This is a genomic window from Streptomyces sp. NPDC021224 (genome assembly GCF_044332905.1).
Lineage (GTDB): Bacteria > Actinomycetota > Actinomycetes > Streptomycetales > Streptomycetaceae > Actinacidiphila.
This window is the reverse complement of the sequence record NZ_JBIRPW010000025.1, coordinates 31,594-45,402: the sequence shown is the minus strand read 5'-3', so window position 1 is coordinate 45,402 and position 13,809 is coordinate 31,594. Positions and strand designations below refer to the sequence as shown.

Genomic DNA, 13,809 nt, shown 5'->3' with positions numbered 1-13,809 from the left:
GGCGCCGGGGGCGGGCACCTTTCGGTGGCCGCCCCCGGTGGGTGTCGGTGAGAGGTGTGGTGGGGGCTACTTGAGGATCTGGACGGTCTTCGTCGTCGTGACCGGGGTCAGCGACGTGTCGTCGGTGTAGGGGCGCATGGAGTCGTTCGTCACCGAGACCGTCACCGTGCCGGGGCGCAGTGCGGTGAGGGTGTGGGTGGCGGGGTCGAGGATGGCCGTCCTGCCGTGCCTGCGGGCGTCGTCGACGGCCTTCTTGCCGCTGCCGATCGCCAGCGAGGTGGAGCCGCCCCAGTCGACGCTCATCGGGTAGGCGAGCGGGACGACCCGGGTGCCGGTGCCGACACCCTCGGGCTGGACGATGCTGCCGGACAGCCGGGCGGTGGCACCGACCCGGAGGGAGTCCGGGGTGTCGAGGGTGACGGACTGGGCGAAGGCGTGCACGTCGGTCTCCAGCCACTGCTGGTCGGCGTCGGCGCGCGTGTCCACCGACCAGTCGGCCCAGCCGGTGAAGCCGCCGCGGTCGGGGGTGCCGTACGGGTCCTTGCCGGAGGACGGCAGCACCACGTACGGGACGCCCTCGACGCGGTGGACGTCGGCGATCTGGGCGTGCGAGCCGACCATGGCCGCGCCCTTGCCCGTGGTGCCGCGGAAGTCGGTGAGCATGTTCTCGATGAGGGCGACCTCGTCACGGTCTCCGAGCTGGCTGGACTTCGTCTCCGCCGGGTCGTCGACCGGGTGGTGGGCGAAGACCATGACGTTGTGCACGGACGGGTCTTTCCGCGCGTCGGCGAGCGCCTTCTGCATCATCGGCAGCTGGTCCCAGGCGGTGCCGTGCAGCGAGCCCAGGGAGCTGGCGAGCAGGATGAAGCGCGTGCCCTTGTGGTCGAAGGTGCGGTAGGGCTGCCCGAACTCGGCGGTGAAGTTCGTCAGGTCGGACTGGACGTTGTTCAGACCGTACGACTCGTGGTTGCCCGGCACGTAGTAGCAGGGCACGGAGCCGGACCGGGGGTCCGGCGTGCTGTTCGCGGGCGGCTCCTGGCCGACCGGGATCAGGTCGCAGCCCGCGTCGGTGAGCACCTGGCGGGCGAGCACGAGGTCCTGCGGCAGGCCGCGGTCGGTGATGTCGCCGTTGAGGACGATGAGATCCGGGTCGGTCTTGCGGATCCGCGCGATCGCCGCGGTCGCGACCTGCGCCAGCGCCGGGTTGTCGGCGGTGAACTGCACGTCCGAGAGGGTCGCGAAGTGCCAGGTGTTCTTGCCCTGGAGCAGCGAGCCGTCGTCCGAGACGAGCGGGTCGGCGCGCAGCGGGGCCTGCGCGGGCAGGTCCACGGGCGTCGGGATGTCCGCCTCGACGCGGTCCAGGACGAACGTGCCCGCCTTCTGCTGGGCGACATTGGTGTTGATGCCCTGGAAGCTGGAGACGGAGACCGGGAAGACGGTGGTGGCGGGCAGCGTGAAGGTCGCGTACTGCCAGTCCGGGCTCGCGGTCAGGGCGGTGCCGTAGACGCCGCCGCTCTTGCCGTTCCCGTCGTAGTAGCCGAGGTAGGTCAGCCCGCCGGGCACGCTGATGCTCGACCTGATCCGCACCCGCAGCCGCAGCGGCTGTCCGGGCACGGTGACGCGCTGGGCGGACGAGGCCGCGGCGATGCCGACGTTGCGCATGGCGGCGAAGTCGATGCGCAGGCCGTCGGGGTCGGCCGAGAAGGTGGTGGCGGCGGTGCTGTTGTTGTGCCAGCGGGCGAGCACGTCGTCGTCGAAGTCGTAGACGGTCTTCGTCTGGACGCCGATGGTGATCGGCAGCTGCACGGACCTGCCGCCCGCGGTGACGGTCAGCAGGGTGCCCGCGGCGGTGAGCGGGGTGATCCGCAGTTTGCCGCCGGAGGGCGTGATGCCGACGACGGAGTGGTCGTAGTCGAGCGTGAGGTCGCGCGGGTCGATCGGGGCGGTGTAGCCCTGTGCGTCCCGGCCGGTGACGGAGACGGTGGCCGCGTCGGCGGGCGTGGCGTCGGCGATCGACAGCAGCTCGGAGGACAGCTCGACGGAGTCGACCGGGCCGAGCACGGTGACCTTCTGCTCGGCCTTCGCCTTCCCGTCGTGGGCCTTGACGGTGACCGTGCCGTGCGCCCCGGACCGCACCGTGAGCGTGCCGTCCTTGACGGATGCGCCGGACGCGGACCAGTGCACGGACTTCGGTGCGACCGCGACGGGCGTGAGGTGGTCGTCGACGCCCTCGGCGACGAGCGCGCGGCGCATCCCGGGGAAGACCTTCACACCGCCGTCGGCCGCGGCCGCGCCGGGGGCGGGCTTGGCCAGGAGGCGGTGCAGCTTGCCGTCGCCGGGGGCGACGAAGACACCGACGCCGTTGGGGTCATTCCGTTCCTGGCCGTCGGAGGGCACGTTGCGCACGGTCGCGTCGTCCTCGCCGAGCGAGCGGGCGACCATCGTGGTGGAGCCGCCGCCGTCCAGGTTGACGGCGGTCTGCACGCCCATCGCGACGAGGTCGCGCGCCTCCTCGTCGATGCCGACACCGCCCTTGCCCGTACCACCCGGGCCGTCCCAGGTGGCCAGGACGAGAGTGTGGCCGCCGTCCTTGAAACCGAGGGCGGTGCGCGGCGCGATCGAGGTCTCCAGGCCGGGGACGGCCTGGCCGCCGGATACGATGGTGCCGCCGTGGCCGAGCGCGAACTTCATCGTCCTGGCAGCGTTGTCGGCCAGCGCGTAGCTGAGCGTCGCGGGGTCGCCCGCCTGGAGCGTCCGCAGGGCGGCCGCGGCGGCGCCGCGTCCGACGAGCACGAAGCCGTCCGCCGGGACGGCTCCGGAGCCCGCCGGGCCGTTCGGCGTGACGGAGACGACCGCGCCCTTCTCGACCAGGACCTCGGCGATCTGGTCGTTCGCGACGCCGGTCAGGCCGGTGTTGCGGCTGTACGTGCCCCAGGCGGACGTGAAGGCGACGAGCCCGTCGGCCGGGACGCCGCCGCCGTTCGCGGCGTTGAGCGTCAGCACCTTGTGGTCGGTGCCGCCGAAGGACGCGGTCGCGTCGACGGTGAGGTCCACCAGCTGGGCGATGCCGTCCTGGCTGACGCCCACGTGCTTGCGGCTGCCGGTGGCGTCGGCGGACTTGACGACCTTGCCGTCCTGGACCTCGCCGCCGAGGGAGGCGTTGGAGTTGCCGATGTCGAAGAAGTCGCCGTTGACGCCCGCGACCGCGCCCGCCTTGTTCGCGGCAGCGCTGAGCGGACCGCCCGACGCGACCGGGCCCGACGTCAGCAGGTTGGTGCTGACGGCGTGGTCGGACAGGTCGACGGTCAGGAAGTGCGCGTCGTACCAGCCCTTCTGGTCCAGCGCCTTGACGTGCTGGAGGCTGATACCGGGGCCGGTCTGCTCGACCGTGTTCACGAGCGGGATCCCGCCGGTGGCGGGCGGGGCGGGTACGGCGGGGGCGCCGCCGTGCTTTCCGCCGCTGTCGGCGAAGGCCGCGGCGGGCGTGCCCGCCACGAGCGCCGCGGCGGCGAGCACCGCGAGCAGGGGTTTCCGGACGGTGAGTCTCATGCATGCACCTCGGGCTGGACGGGACGCTGGGGACCGCGCCCGGCGGCGGCCGCGCGCGCCTTGATCCAAAGGACGCCCCGCGGAAAGCGCGTGACGTGACGTCAAGCGCCGGGTGAACGCTGCCGTAACCCCGCGGGGCGCGCGTTTTCGCGCTCCGGGGTGCCCCTTGCGGTGGCCCGCACGAGCTTCCGCCGGCGGGTGGTCGAGGGACGATCCCGCGACGGCGGCCCGGGGCAGCCCGTGGGGACGGGGGGGGCGGAATAGACGCGGGACGTCGCGTGGTTGCGGGGGCATGACAGCGAGTGGGGGGCGCGGCACGCCCACATGGGACCTCGTGAGTGTGCACAAGTACGCGCTCGGTGTCGGGGACGCGCTGCGCGGGGTGGACGGCGCGGTCTGGGTGCTGGTCCTGGACGGCGACGTGCGGCTGGCGAGCGACGCGGCGGGGGCCGAGGCCCTGCACGCCGGGGACGCCTTCCATGTGGACGCCCGCACCGCCTACCGGCTGACCGCGCTGACCCGGGCCGAGCTGGCCGTGGGCCGGCTGCTGGCGGTGCCCCAGCTGCCCAGCCCCCTGGTCGCCCGGGAGTTCGCCGACCGGCACCGGGGTATCGCCGAGCTGGTCCGGATCTGCCCGCTCGACCCGGCGTGCGGGCAGTCGCTGTTCGCGGCGAGCTACGGCGGGCTCATCCAGGCCGCGATGCTGCAGTCCCTCGACGCGGACGAACGCGCGCGGCAGGGCCCGGACCCGCAGATCGTCGCGCTGATGTCCGTGCTCGACGCGCATCCCGGGCGTCCGTGGACGGTGGAGGGGATGGCGCGGGTCGCGCACCTGTCGCGGTCGTCGCTCGGCGAGCGCTTCCGGCGGGCCCTGGGCCGTACTCCCGCGCAGGTGCTGCGGGAGGTGCGGATGCGGCACGCCCGCGCGCTGCTGGCGACGACCGACCGGCCGGTGGAGCAGATCGCGTTCACCGTGGGGTACGGCTCGGCCGCCGCGTTCAGCCGGGCGTTCTCCGCGTACCACGGGACGCCGCCGCAGGCGTGGCGCTCAGACCCCGGGAGTGCGCAGCGAGGCGAATCCGGCGCTGCCCGCGACGGCCACGACGGCGCCGAGCAGCATCGCCGCGCGGACCCCGCTGTGGTCGACGACGGCGCCGCCGACGGCCGATCCGGCGGTGATCGCCACCTGGAAGGCCGCCACCTGCAAGGACAGCGCTGACTCGACGCTGCGCGGCTCCGCGCGGGTGACCCACAGCTGGGTGGCGACCGGCACCATGTTGAAGCCGAAGCCCCACACGACGATGCCGGCCGTCGCGAGCACCGGGTTCGTCGTCGCGACCAGCAGCAGGAGGCTCGCGCCGAGCAGCGCGGGCGCGGCGACCACGGCGAGCCGCAGCCGGGCGGCGAGCATGCCCGCCGCGAGGTTGCCGCCGAGTCCGCCGACGCCCCAGCCGAGCAGCAGCCAGACCGTGCCGCCGTCGGTGACGCGTTCGATGGCGAGCCGGATGAAGGGGTAGGCGGCGAAGTTGCCGAAGGCCACCAGGGCGATGCAGCCGACCCCGGCCATCAGGCGGCGGCCGGACACCACCCGGCGCAGCATGGCCAGGCCCGCGCCGGGCTGGGCGGGTACGGGCGGCAGCGTCGCCACCACGGAGACCAGCGCCAGCACGCTCAGGCCCGCCGCGGCCCAGAACACCGGCCGCCAGCCAACCGCGTCGCCGAGCACCGAGGACAGCGGCACCCCGATGATGGTCGCCGCGCTCACCCCGAGGGCGAGGCTGGTGGAGACCACGTGGTCGCGTCCGGGCATCGCGCGGATGCCCGCGGCGAGCGCGAAGGACCAGAAGCCGGCTATCGCGGCGCCCAGCACCAGCCGTCCCACCAGCAGCAGCGGGAAGTCGGGGGTCACGGCGACGACCAGGTTGGAGACCACGGCGAGGGCCAGCAGCCCGATCAGCACGGTCCGCCGGTCGGTGCGCGGCAGCAGCACGCCGATGGTGGGGGCCGTCACGGCGCCCGCGACCGCTGTCGCGGCGACCGCCAGTCCGGCGGTGCCCTCGCTGACGCCGATGTCCGACGCCATGGCCGGCAGCACGCTCGCGGGCAGGAACTCGCTCCCGACGAGCGTGGCGATCCCCAGCGTGAGCGCCATGACCGGCGCCCACGAACCCTCTTCCCCGGCGGTGCCGGGCTCCACCTTGCCGCCCGCCTCGGCGGCGGCTTCCGGAACGGTCGTACGACCCTCAGACATCATGGGCCCAGTCTCCCGGCCCCGTGTGCCCGCGGCTTGACCGTTCGGCCGCTCCCCATGACGCGGACGCCGGTTCCGCGGGCTGTCGGACGTGCGGGTTAGTGTCCTGTCCTGTCCCGCCGCCCTCCGAAGGAGCGTCATGTCCCTGCCCCTGCTGCCGCGGCCCGCGCCCGGTGAGGTGCTCGTGGTCGCCACCTGTTACGAGGAGGGCGCGGCCCGCTGGGGCGGGCTGGTCGAGGCGGCCGGCGGCCGCCGGGAGGGCGGCGCGGTCGTCCTCGCGGGGGGCGGGGTACGGCTGCGCCCGGCCGAGGACGTCCGGTGGGACTTCCTGCACGGCGGCAATGTGCCCGCGCTCCTGCCGGGCGGCGCCCCCGTCCCGCCCGTCGCCGTGCTGGCCGACATCCCCGTGGTGCACGGCGGGGACGGCCCGCTGCTGGTGGACCTGGCGGTGATACCCGGGCGCGGTGTCCGGGTCCCGGCGGCCCGGCTCGGCGGGATCCTGGCGCGTCTGCTGGACGGGACGCTCGCCTTCGACGACCTCGTGCACGGCATGGACGTGTGCGGCATGTACCAGGGGGACGCGGGACGGCCCGCCTTCCCCGTGTCCACGGCGGTGTCGCCCCGGCCCTTCCCCGCGCTGCCCGGCGGCGAGGAGGCGCTGCTGGTCCGCACCTGCTTCGACGACGAGGAGGGCTGGCGCGCGCTGCTCGACGAGCTGGGCGGGGCCGACGCGGACGGCAGGGTCGGCGCGGACCTGGACCCGGAGTCGATCGACACCGACCACTACCCGCTGACGGCGCTGGTCGTCGACGACCGGGCCTTCGAGGGCCTGACGCCCGGTCATGTCCCCGCGCTGGTCCCGCCGGGCGACCACACCCCGCTGGTCGCGCTCGCCTGTGCCAGGACCTTCGCGGAGCCCGGCCGGCCGCTGACCGCCGTCGATCTCCACGACACGCCGGGGCATGCCGCGGTGCTCCCGTGCGACATGGTCGGCTCGCTGGCGTGCAACCTGGAGATCGCCAACATGGACTTCCACGACTTCGTCCTCGCGGAGGGCGCGGAGCCGTGGTGGGAGGAGTGACCGGCTACAGCACCGGGAGGTCGGTGCCGTGCTCCTCGGGCGGGCGGGGGCCGAAGATACGGCGGTCGGCGGGCTCGATGGGCAGGTCGTTGATGCTGGCCTCGCGGCGGCGCATGAGGCCGTGCTCGTCGAATTCCCACAGCTCGTTGCCGTAGGAGCGCCACCAGCGGCCGCGGGCGTCGTGCCACTCGTACTGGAAGCGCACGGCCATCCGGTTCTCGCGGAAGCCCCACAGGCTCTTGCGCAGGGCGTAGTCCTGCTCGCGCTGCCACTTGGCGGTGAGGAAGGCGACGATCTCCTCGCGGCCGTGGACGAAGGTGTCGCGGTTGCGCCACACGGAGTCGGGCGTGTAGGCGAGGGCGACATGCCGCGGGTCGCGGGTGTTCCAGGCGTCCTCGGCCGCCTGGACCTTCTGCCGGGCCGTCTCCGCCGTGAACGGCGGGCAGGGCGGGCGGTCTTCCGGCACGATGGCCCCCTTCATGGAGAACGCGCGTTCTCTACGCGGGCCCTAAGGTAGGGAACGGCCGTTCCCGACGTCAAGGAGGCAAGGATGCCGGCCCCGATCACCGAGGAGCAGTCCCGCCGGGACCGCGACGCGCTGCTCGACGCGGCCGAACGGCTCTTCTACGAACGGGGTTTCCGGGCGGTCGGCATGGACCAGGTGCGCGCGGCCTGCGGACTGCCGCTCAAGCGGATCTACCGCTTCTTCCCGGCCAAGGAGGACCTGGTCGTCGCGATGCTCCGGCGCCGCGACGCGCGCTGGCGCGGGAACCTGGCCGCGTACGTCGAGACCGCCGCCGCCGACCCCCGCGGGCGCGTCCTCGCGGTCTTCGACTGGCTCGCCCGGTGGTTCGCCGAGCCGGGCTTCCGCGGCTGCGCCTGGATCAACGCCTTCGGCGAGCTGGGATCCTCCTCCGGGCCGGTGCTCGCCGAAGTCCGTGCGCACAAGCGGGCCTTCCACGCCCAGGTCGCCGCCTGGACGGCAGCCGCGGGCATCGCGGCCGAGCCGGTGTGCCTGCTCGCCGAGGGCGCGATGGTCATGGCCGGCATCACGGGCGACCCCGCCCCGGCCCGCCAGGCCCGCGCGGCGGCCGGGGCGCTGCTCGACGCCGCGGCCGCGGCCCGCCCGGCGGCCGGCTGAGCCGGGCCGGGCAGGACCTGGCACCGGAGCGCGCCGACGTAAGGACGCCGTGCCGGGAACGTCGTCGATCCGCCAACCCTGTGTAAAGCGTTGACAAAGCCACGCCGTCCTTGCACCCTGTGAGTCGCAAAAAATCGATGACAACAGCCTCAATTACTCGCTGGCGTCTGCAACTTCGCAGCATGACCGCGCTCGACAGGTCACGGAGCTGTGCAAGACGCCGTCGACGCGGCTCGCGTTCTCCCCCCACCCGCTCTCCCGTTCCCGGCAGAACAGAGGAGTTCATGAAACGCAAGCAGCTCAGACGCATGATCACCGGCATGCTGACGTCCGGTCTGGTGGCCTTCGGCCTCACCCCGCTCGCCGCCACCGCGCACGCCGCCGATCCGGTCAACCTGGCCAAGGGCAGGGCGGTCTCGGCGACCGGCGCGATCGGCGGCTACCCGGCCGCCAACGTCACGGACGGGAACCAGGGCACGTACTGGGAAGGCCCCTCCAACGTCTTCCCGCAGTCCGTGCAGGTCGACCTCGGGCAGAGCGCGACGGTCGAGCAGGTGGTGCTGCGGCTGCCCGCCTCCTGGGAGGCGCGCTCCGAGACACTCGGCGTCGAAGGCAGCGCGGACGGCACCACGTTCACCTCGCTGGCCGCCGCGCAGGCCCGGCAGTTCGCCCCGGGCTCGGCGAACAACACGGTGACCCTGGACGTCACCGACACCACCGCCCGCTACGTGCGGGTCACGGCCACGGCCAACACCGGCTGGCCCGCGGCGCAGCTGTCCGAGGTGGAGGTGTACGGGACCACCGGCACCGACCCCGGCGGTCCGGGCGACCCCGGCGACCCCGGTGACGGCGACGGCACGGACCTCGCGCACGGCAAGCCCGCCGAGGCGTCCTCCGCGACGCAGAACTTCGTCGCCGCCAACGCCACCGACGGGCAGATCGGCACCTACTGGGAGTCGGCCGGCCTCCCCGCCACGCTGACGGCGAAGCTGGGCGCCGACGCCGACCTCACCTCGGTCGTGGTCAAGCTCAACCCGGACGGCGCCTGGGGCCCGCGCACCCAGAACATCCAGGTGCTCGGCCGCGGCCAGTCCGGCGGCGACTTCACCTCGCTGGCCGCCCCAAAGGCTTACGCCTTCGACCCGTCCGGCAACCAGAACTCGGTGCGGATCCCCGTCCAGGGCAGGGCCGCCGACGTGCGGCTGGCCTTCGCGGGCAACACCGGGGCGCCCGGCGGTCAGGTGGCCGAGCTGCAGGTCTTCGGCACCCGCGCGCCCAACCCGGACCTCACCGTGACCTCCGTGACGTGGACGCCGTCCGCGCCGGTGGAGACCGACGCCACCACGGTCTCGGCGACCGTGCGCAACGCCGGTACCGCGGCCGCACCGGCCACCACCGTCAACGTCAGCGTCGGCGGCGTGGTCGCCGGCACCGCCTCGGTCGGCGCGCTCGCCGCCGGCGCCTCGCAGACCGTCTCGGTCGGCGTCGGCAAGCGGGCGACGGGCAGCTACACCGTCTCCGCGGCCGTGGACCCGACCGACGCCGTCATCGAGCTGGACGACTCCAACAACAGCCTGACCGCGTCCGCCAAGCTGGTGGTCGCCCAGAGCCCCGGTCCCGACCTCCAGGTGCTGGGCATCACCGCCAGCCCGGCGAACCCGTCGCCCGGCCAGGCCGTCTCCTTCACCGCCGCGGTGCACAACCGCGGCACCACCGCGTCCGGCGCGGCCACCGTCACCCGGGTCACGGTGGGCGGCACGACGCTCGACACCAGCACCCCGTCGATCGCGGCCGGGGCCACCGCGACCGTGAACGTCACGGGCACCTGGACGGCGACCAGCGGCGGCGCGAACATCACCGCCACGGCCGACGCGACCAACACCGTCGCCGAGACCGACGAGGGCAACAACGCCTTCTCGCAGCCGATCGTCGTCGGGCGCGGCGCCGCCGTCCCGTTCACCTCCTACGAGGCCGAGGCGGGCACGTACACCGGCACGCTGCTGACCGCGGACGCCACCCGCACCTTCGGCCACACCAACTTCGCGACCGAGTCCTCCGGCCGCAAGTCGGTGCGGCTGGACTCCACCGGCCAGTACGTGCAGTTCACCTCGACGGTGCCGACCAACTCGATCGTGGTGCGCAACTCCATCCCGGACGCGCCCTCCGGCGGCGGCATCGAGGCCACCCTCAGCCTGTACGTCAACGGCTCCTACGTCCGCAAGCTCACCCTCTCCTCGGTGCACAGCTGGCTGTACGGCACCACCGACGACCCCGAGGGCCTGACCAACCGCCCCGGCGGCGACGCCCGGCGGCTGTTCGACGAGACCAGCGCGCTGCTCAACCAGAGCTACCCGGCCGGCACCACCTTCCGGCTGCAGCGCGACACCGGTGACACCGCGTCCTTCTACATCATCGACTCGGTCGACCTGGAGCAGGTCGCGCCGCCGAACGCCAAGCCCGGCAACTGCACCTCGATCACCGAGTACGGCGCGGTGCCGGACGACGGGATCGACGACACCGCGGCGATCCAGAAGGCCGTCATGGACGACCAGAACGGCGTCATCAACTGCGTCTGGATCCCGGCCGGGCAGTGGCGGCAGGAGCAGAAGATCCTCACCCCGGACCCGCTGCACCGCGGCCAGTACAACCAGGTCGGCATCAGCAACGTCACGATCCGCGGCGCGGGCATGTGGTACTCGCAGCTCTACACGCTCACCCAGCCGCAGGACGCGGGCGGCATCAACCACCCGCACGAGGGCAACTTCGGCTTCGACATCGACGGCAACACGCAGATCTCCGACATCGCCATCTTCGGCTCCGGCCGGATCCGCGGCGGTGACGGCAACGCCGAGGGCGGGGTGGGCCTCAACGGGCGCTTCGGCAAGAACACCAAGATCAGCAACGTGTGGATCGAGCACTCCAACGTCGGTGTGTGGGTCGGCCGCGACTACGACAACATCCCCGACCTGTGGGGCCCGGCCGACGGCCTGCAGTTCAGCGGTATGCGCGTCCGCGACACCTACGCCGACGGCATCAACTTCACCAACGGCACCCGCAACTCGCAGGTCTTCAACTCCTCCTTCCGCACCACCGGCGACGACTCGCTCGCGGTGTGGGCCAGCAAGTACGTCAAGGACCAGTCGGTCGACATCGGCCACGACAACCACTTCACCAACAACACGATCCAGCTCCCGTGGCGGGCCAACGGCATCGCGATCTACGGCGGTTACGGCAACACGGTCGAGAACAACCTCGTCTACGACACCATGAACTACCCGGGCATCATGCTGGCGACCGACCACGACCCGCTGCCCTTCTCCGGGCAGACGCTCGTCGCCAACAACGCCCTCTACCGCACCGGCGGCGCCTTCTGGGGCGAGCAGCAGAAGTTCGGCGCCATCACGCTCTTCCCGTCCAGCCGCGACATCACCGGGGTCACGATCCGCGACACCGAGATCCACGACTCGACGTACGACGGGATCCAGTTCAAGACCGGCGGCGGCAACATGCCGGGCGTCGTGATCAGCAACGTGACGATCGACAAGTCGAACAACGGCGCGGGCATACGGGCCATGGGCGGGGCCCGGGGCAGCGCGACGCTGACGAACGTGACGATCACCGGCTCCGCGCAGGGCGACGTCCTGATCGAACCCGGCTCGGGATTCACCATCAGCGGCACACCGAACAGGTGAGCCGTGCCGCCGCCCGCCCCCGGCGGGCGGCGGCCCCGTGCGGGACCCCCGGGGCCCCGGGCTTCAGGCCCGGGGCTCCGCCTGCTGTCCGGCGAGCGGGCGGGCGAACCACTCGACGGTGATCGCCAGGCCCTTGTCGACGTCCACCACCGGCTGCCAGCCCAGCGCCGCGCGGGCCAGCGCGATGTCGGGCCGGCGCAGCCCCGGGTCGTCCACCGGGCGCGGCACGAAGCCGACCGGCGAGTCGGAACCGCACAGGTCGCGGATACGGTGGGCCAGTTCCAGGATGGTCAGCTCCACCGGGTTGCCCAGGTTGACCGGCCCGGGGTGCCCGGACGCCGCGGCGGCGAGCAGCCCCGCCACGGTGTCGTCGACGTAGCACAGCGAGCGGGTCTGCGAGCCGTCCCCGGCGACGGTCAGCGGTTCCCCGGCGAGTGCCTGGGTCACGAAGGCGGGCACCGCCCGGCCGTCCCCGCGCCGCATCCGCGGGCCGTAGGTGTTGAACAGCCGCACGATGACGGTGTCCACACCGAGCGTGGTGCGGTAGGCGGTGGTGAGGGCCTCGGCGTAGCGCTTGGCCTCGTCGTACTGGCTGCGCGGGCCGACCGGGTTGACGTTGCCCCAGTAGCTCTCCGGCTGCGGGTGGACGAGCGGGTCGCCGTAGACCTCGGAGGTGGAGGCGAGCAGGAAGCGGGCGCCCTTGCGGTGGGCGAGGTCCAGGGCGTTGGCGGTGCCGTGGGAGCCGGCCCGCAGCGTCTCCAGGGGGTGCCGGGCGTAGTCCAGCGGGGAGGCCGGGGAGGCCAGGTGCGCCACCAGGTCGACCGGCCCCGCCACGTCGAAGGGCTCGCAGACGTCGCGGACCTCCAGCGTGAAGCCCGGGTCGTCGGTGCGGGCGTGGAGGTTGTCGGTGCTGCCGGTGAGCAGGTTGTCGACGCACACGACCTCGGCGCCCTCGGCCCGCAGCCGGTCGCACAGGTGCGAGCCGACGAACCCGGCCCCGCCGGTGACCACCGCCCGCCGTACGGTACGGCTCCGGTCCGCTGCCCGCTGCTCCATCGGCTTCTCCCCCGTCGTCGCGGTGTGCTCCATCGGTCAGGACTCCCGCAGCGAGCGGCCGGTCCTGGCCAGGAACACGTCGTCGAGCGTGGGGCGGTGCAGCTCGATCGTCGCCAGCTCCACCCCGACGTCGGCGAGGGCGCGCATGATGCGCGGCATGGCCGTCTCCCCCGCGTCCACCGCGAGCCGCAGGTCCCCGGCGTCGCGCACCTCGGCGGAGCGCACACACTCCAGGCCGGCCAGCACCTCGGCGGCCTTCGCCGGGTGGTCGGCGACCTCCAGGGTGACGACCTCGCCCGCGATCTGCCGCTTCAGCTCGGCGGGGGTGCCCTCGGCGACGGTCCGGCCGCCGTCGATGATGGCGATCCGGTCGCACAGCGCGTCGGCCTCGTCCAGGTAGTGCGTGGTGAGGAAGACCGTCATCCCGTCGGTGCGCAGCCGGCGGATCTCGTCCCACATGTGCGCGCGGCTCTGCGGGTCCAGGCCCGAGGTCGGCTCGTCCAGGAAGAGCACCTTGGGCCGGTGGACGACGCCGAGCGCGATGTCCACCCGGCGCCGCTGGCCGCCGGAGTAGGTGCGGCAGTTCCGGTCGGCATAGCCGGTCAGGTCGAAGGCGTCCAGCGCCTCGGCGGCACGCTCGCGCGCCTCGGCCCGGGAGGAGCCGAACATCCGCGCCTGGAGGACGAGTTCCTCGCGGGCGGTGACGTCGTCCCAGGTGCCGCCGCCCTGGGCGACGTAGCCGATGCTGCGCCGCACCTGAGCCTGCGCGGTGCGCAGGTCGGCGCCCGCGACGACGGCGTCGCCGCCGTCGGGGGGCAGCAGGGTGGCGAGCATCCGCAGGGTGGTGGTCTTGCCCGCGCCGTTCGGGCCGAGGAAGCCGAAGATCTCCCCCGCGGCCACGGTCAGGTCGAGGCCGGTGACCGCCTCCACGGTCGTGGACGAGCGGCGCCGCCCGGTGCGGAAGGATTTCCGCAGGTCCCTGGTCTCAATCATCGAGGCGTCCTTGTCGTGCTCGGGGGTGTGTGCGGTGCGGGGGTAC

General features: G+C 73.3%; 8 protein-coding genes and 1 pseudogene. 4 read left to right on the top strand and 5 right to left on the bottom strand.

Going from position 1 to position 13,809, the window contains the following annotated elements; translation table 11 throughout:
* Positions 1 to 66: 66 nt before the first annotated feature.
* A complete protein-coding gene (locus ACH4PY_RS35225; RefSeq protein WP_398192542.1) occupies positions 67 to 3,549 on the bottom strand; it encodes a phosphodiester glycosidase family protein in 3,483 nt (1,160 codons plus the stop codon).
* Positions 3,550 to 3,841: 292 nt separating this feature from the next.
* On the opposite strand from ACH4PY_RS35225, the pseudogene ACH4PY_RS35220 reads away from it, so the two are divergent.
* Positions 3,842 to 4,588, top strand: a pseudogene (locus ACH4PY_RS35220) (helix-turn-helix transcriptional regulator); the annotation flags it as partial.
* A 9-nt stretch (positions 4,589 to 4,597) separates the two neighbouring features.
* Here ACH4PY_RS35220 and ACH4PY_RS35215 read toward each other — a convergent pair.
* Positions 4,598 to 5,803 carry an MFS transporter gene (locus ACH4PY_RS35215; protein WP_398192540.1) on the bottom strand — a complete coding sequence of 402 codons (1,206 nt, stop codon included), beginning with the start codon at positions 5,801 to 5,803 and terminating at the stop codon, positions 4,598 to 4,600.
* Positions 5,804 to 5,939: 136 nt separating this feature from the next.
* Here ACH4PY_RS35215 and ACH4PY_RS35210 point away from each other — a divergent pair, with 136 nt between their 5' ends.
* Complete coding sequence (locus ACH4PY_RS35210) at positions 5,940 to 6,881, top strand: DUF6924 domain-containing protein (protein ID WP_398192539.1); 942 nt, start codon at positions 5,940 to 5,942, stop codon at positions 6,879 to 6,881.
* 4 nt (positions 6,882 to 6,885) lie between these two features.
* Here ACH4PY_RS35210 and ACH4PY_RS35205 read toward each other — a convergent pair whose 3' ends face one another.
* Positions 6,886 to 7,362, bottom strand: coding sequence for a nuclear transport factor 2 family protein (locus ACH4PY_RS35205; protein ID WP_398192537.1), 477 nt, complete (start codon positions 7,360 to 7,362; stop codon positions 6,886 to 6,888).
* Positions 7,363 to 7,431: 69 nt separating this feature from the next.
* Between ACH4PY_RS35205 and ACH4PY_RS35200 the strand changes: the two genes are divergently transcribed.
* Both ACH4PY_RS35200 and ACH4PY_RS35195 read left to right on the top strand, forming a co-directional pair.
* Positions 7,432 to 8,022, top strand: coding sequence for a TetR/AcrR family transcriptional regulator (locus ACH4PY_RS35200; RefSeq protein ID WP_398192535.1), 591 nt, complete (start codon positions 7,432 to 7,434; stop codon positions 8,020 to 8,022).
* A 284-nt stretch (positions 8,023 to 8,306) separates the two neighbouring features.
* Positions 8,307 to 11,714 (top strand): CARDB domain-containing protein, encoded by a 3,408-nt coding sequence (locus ACH4PY_RS35195; protein WP_398192534.1) that lies wholly within the window; start codon positions 8,307 to 8,309, stop codon positions 11,712 to 11,714.
* Positions 11,715 to 11,777: 63 nt separating this feature from the next.
* Here ACH4PY_RS35195 and ACH4PY_RS35190 read toward each other — a convergent pair whose 3' ends face one another.
* Both ACH4PY_RS35190 and ACH4PY_RS35185 read right to left on the bottom strand, forming a co-directional pair.
* Positions 11,778 to 12,770, bottom strand: a complete 993-nt coding sequence (locus tag ACH4PY_RS35190) for an NAD-dependent epimerase/dehydratase family protein (protein ID WP_398192595.1) — start codon at positions 12,768 to 12,770, stop codon at positions 11,778 to 11,780.
* Positions 12,771 to 12,806: 36 nt separating this feature from the next.
* Positions 12,807 to 13,763 carry an ATP-binding cassette domain-containing protein gene (locus ACH4PY_RS35185; protein WP_398192532.1) on the bottom strand — a complete coding sequence of 319 codons (957 nt, stop codon included), beginning with the start codon at positions 13,761 to 13,763 and terminating at the stop codon, positions 12,807 to 12,809.
* Positions 13,764 to 13,809 lie beyond the last annotated feature (46 nt).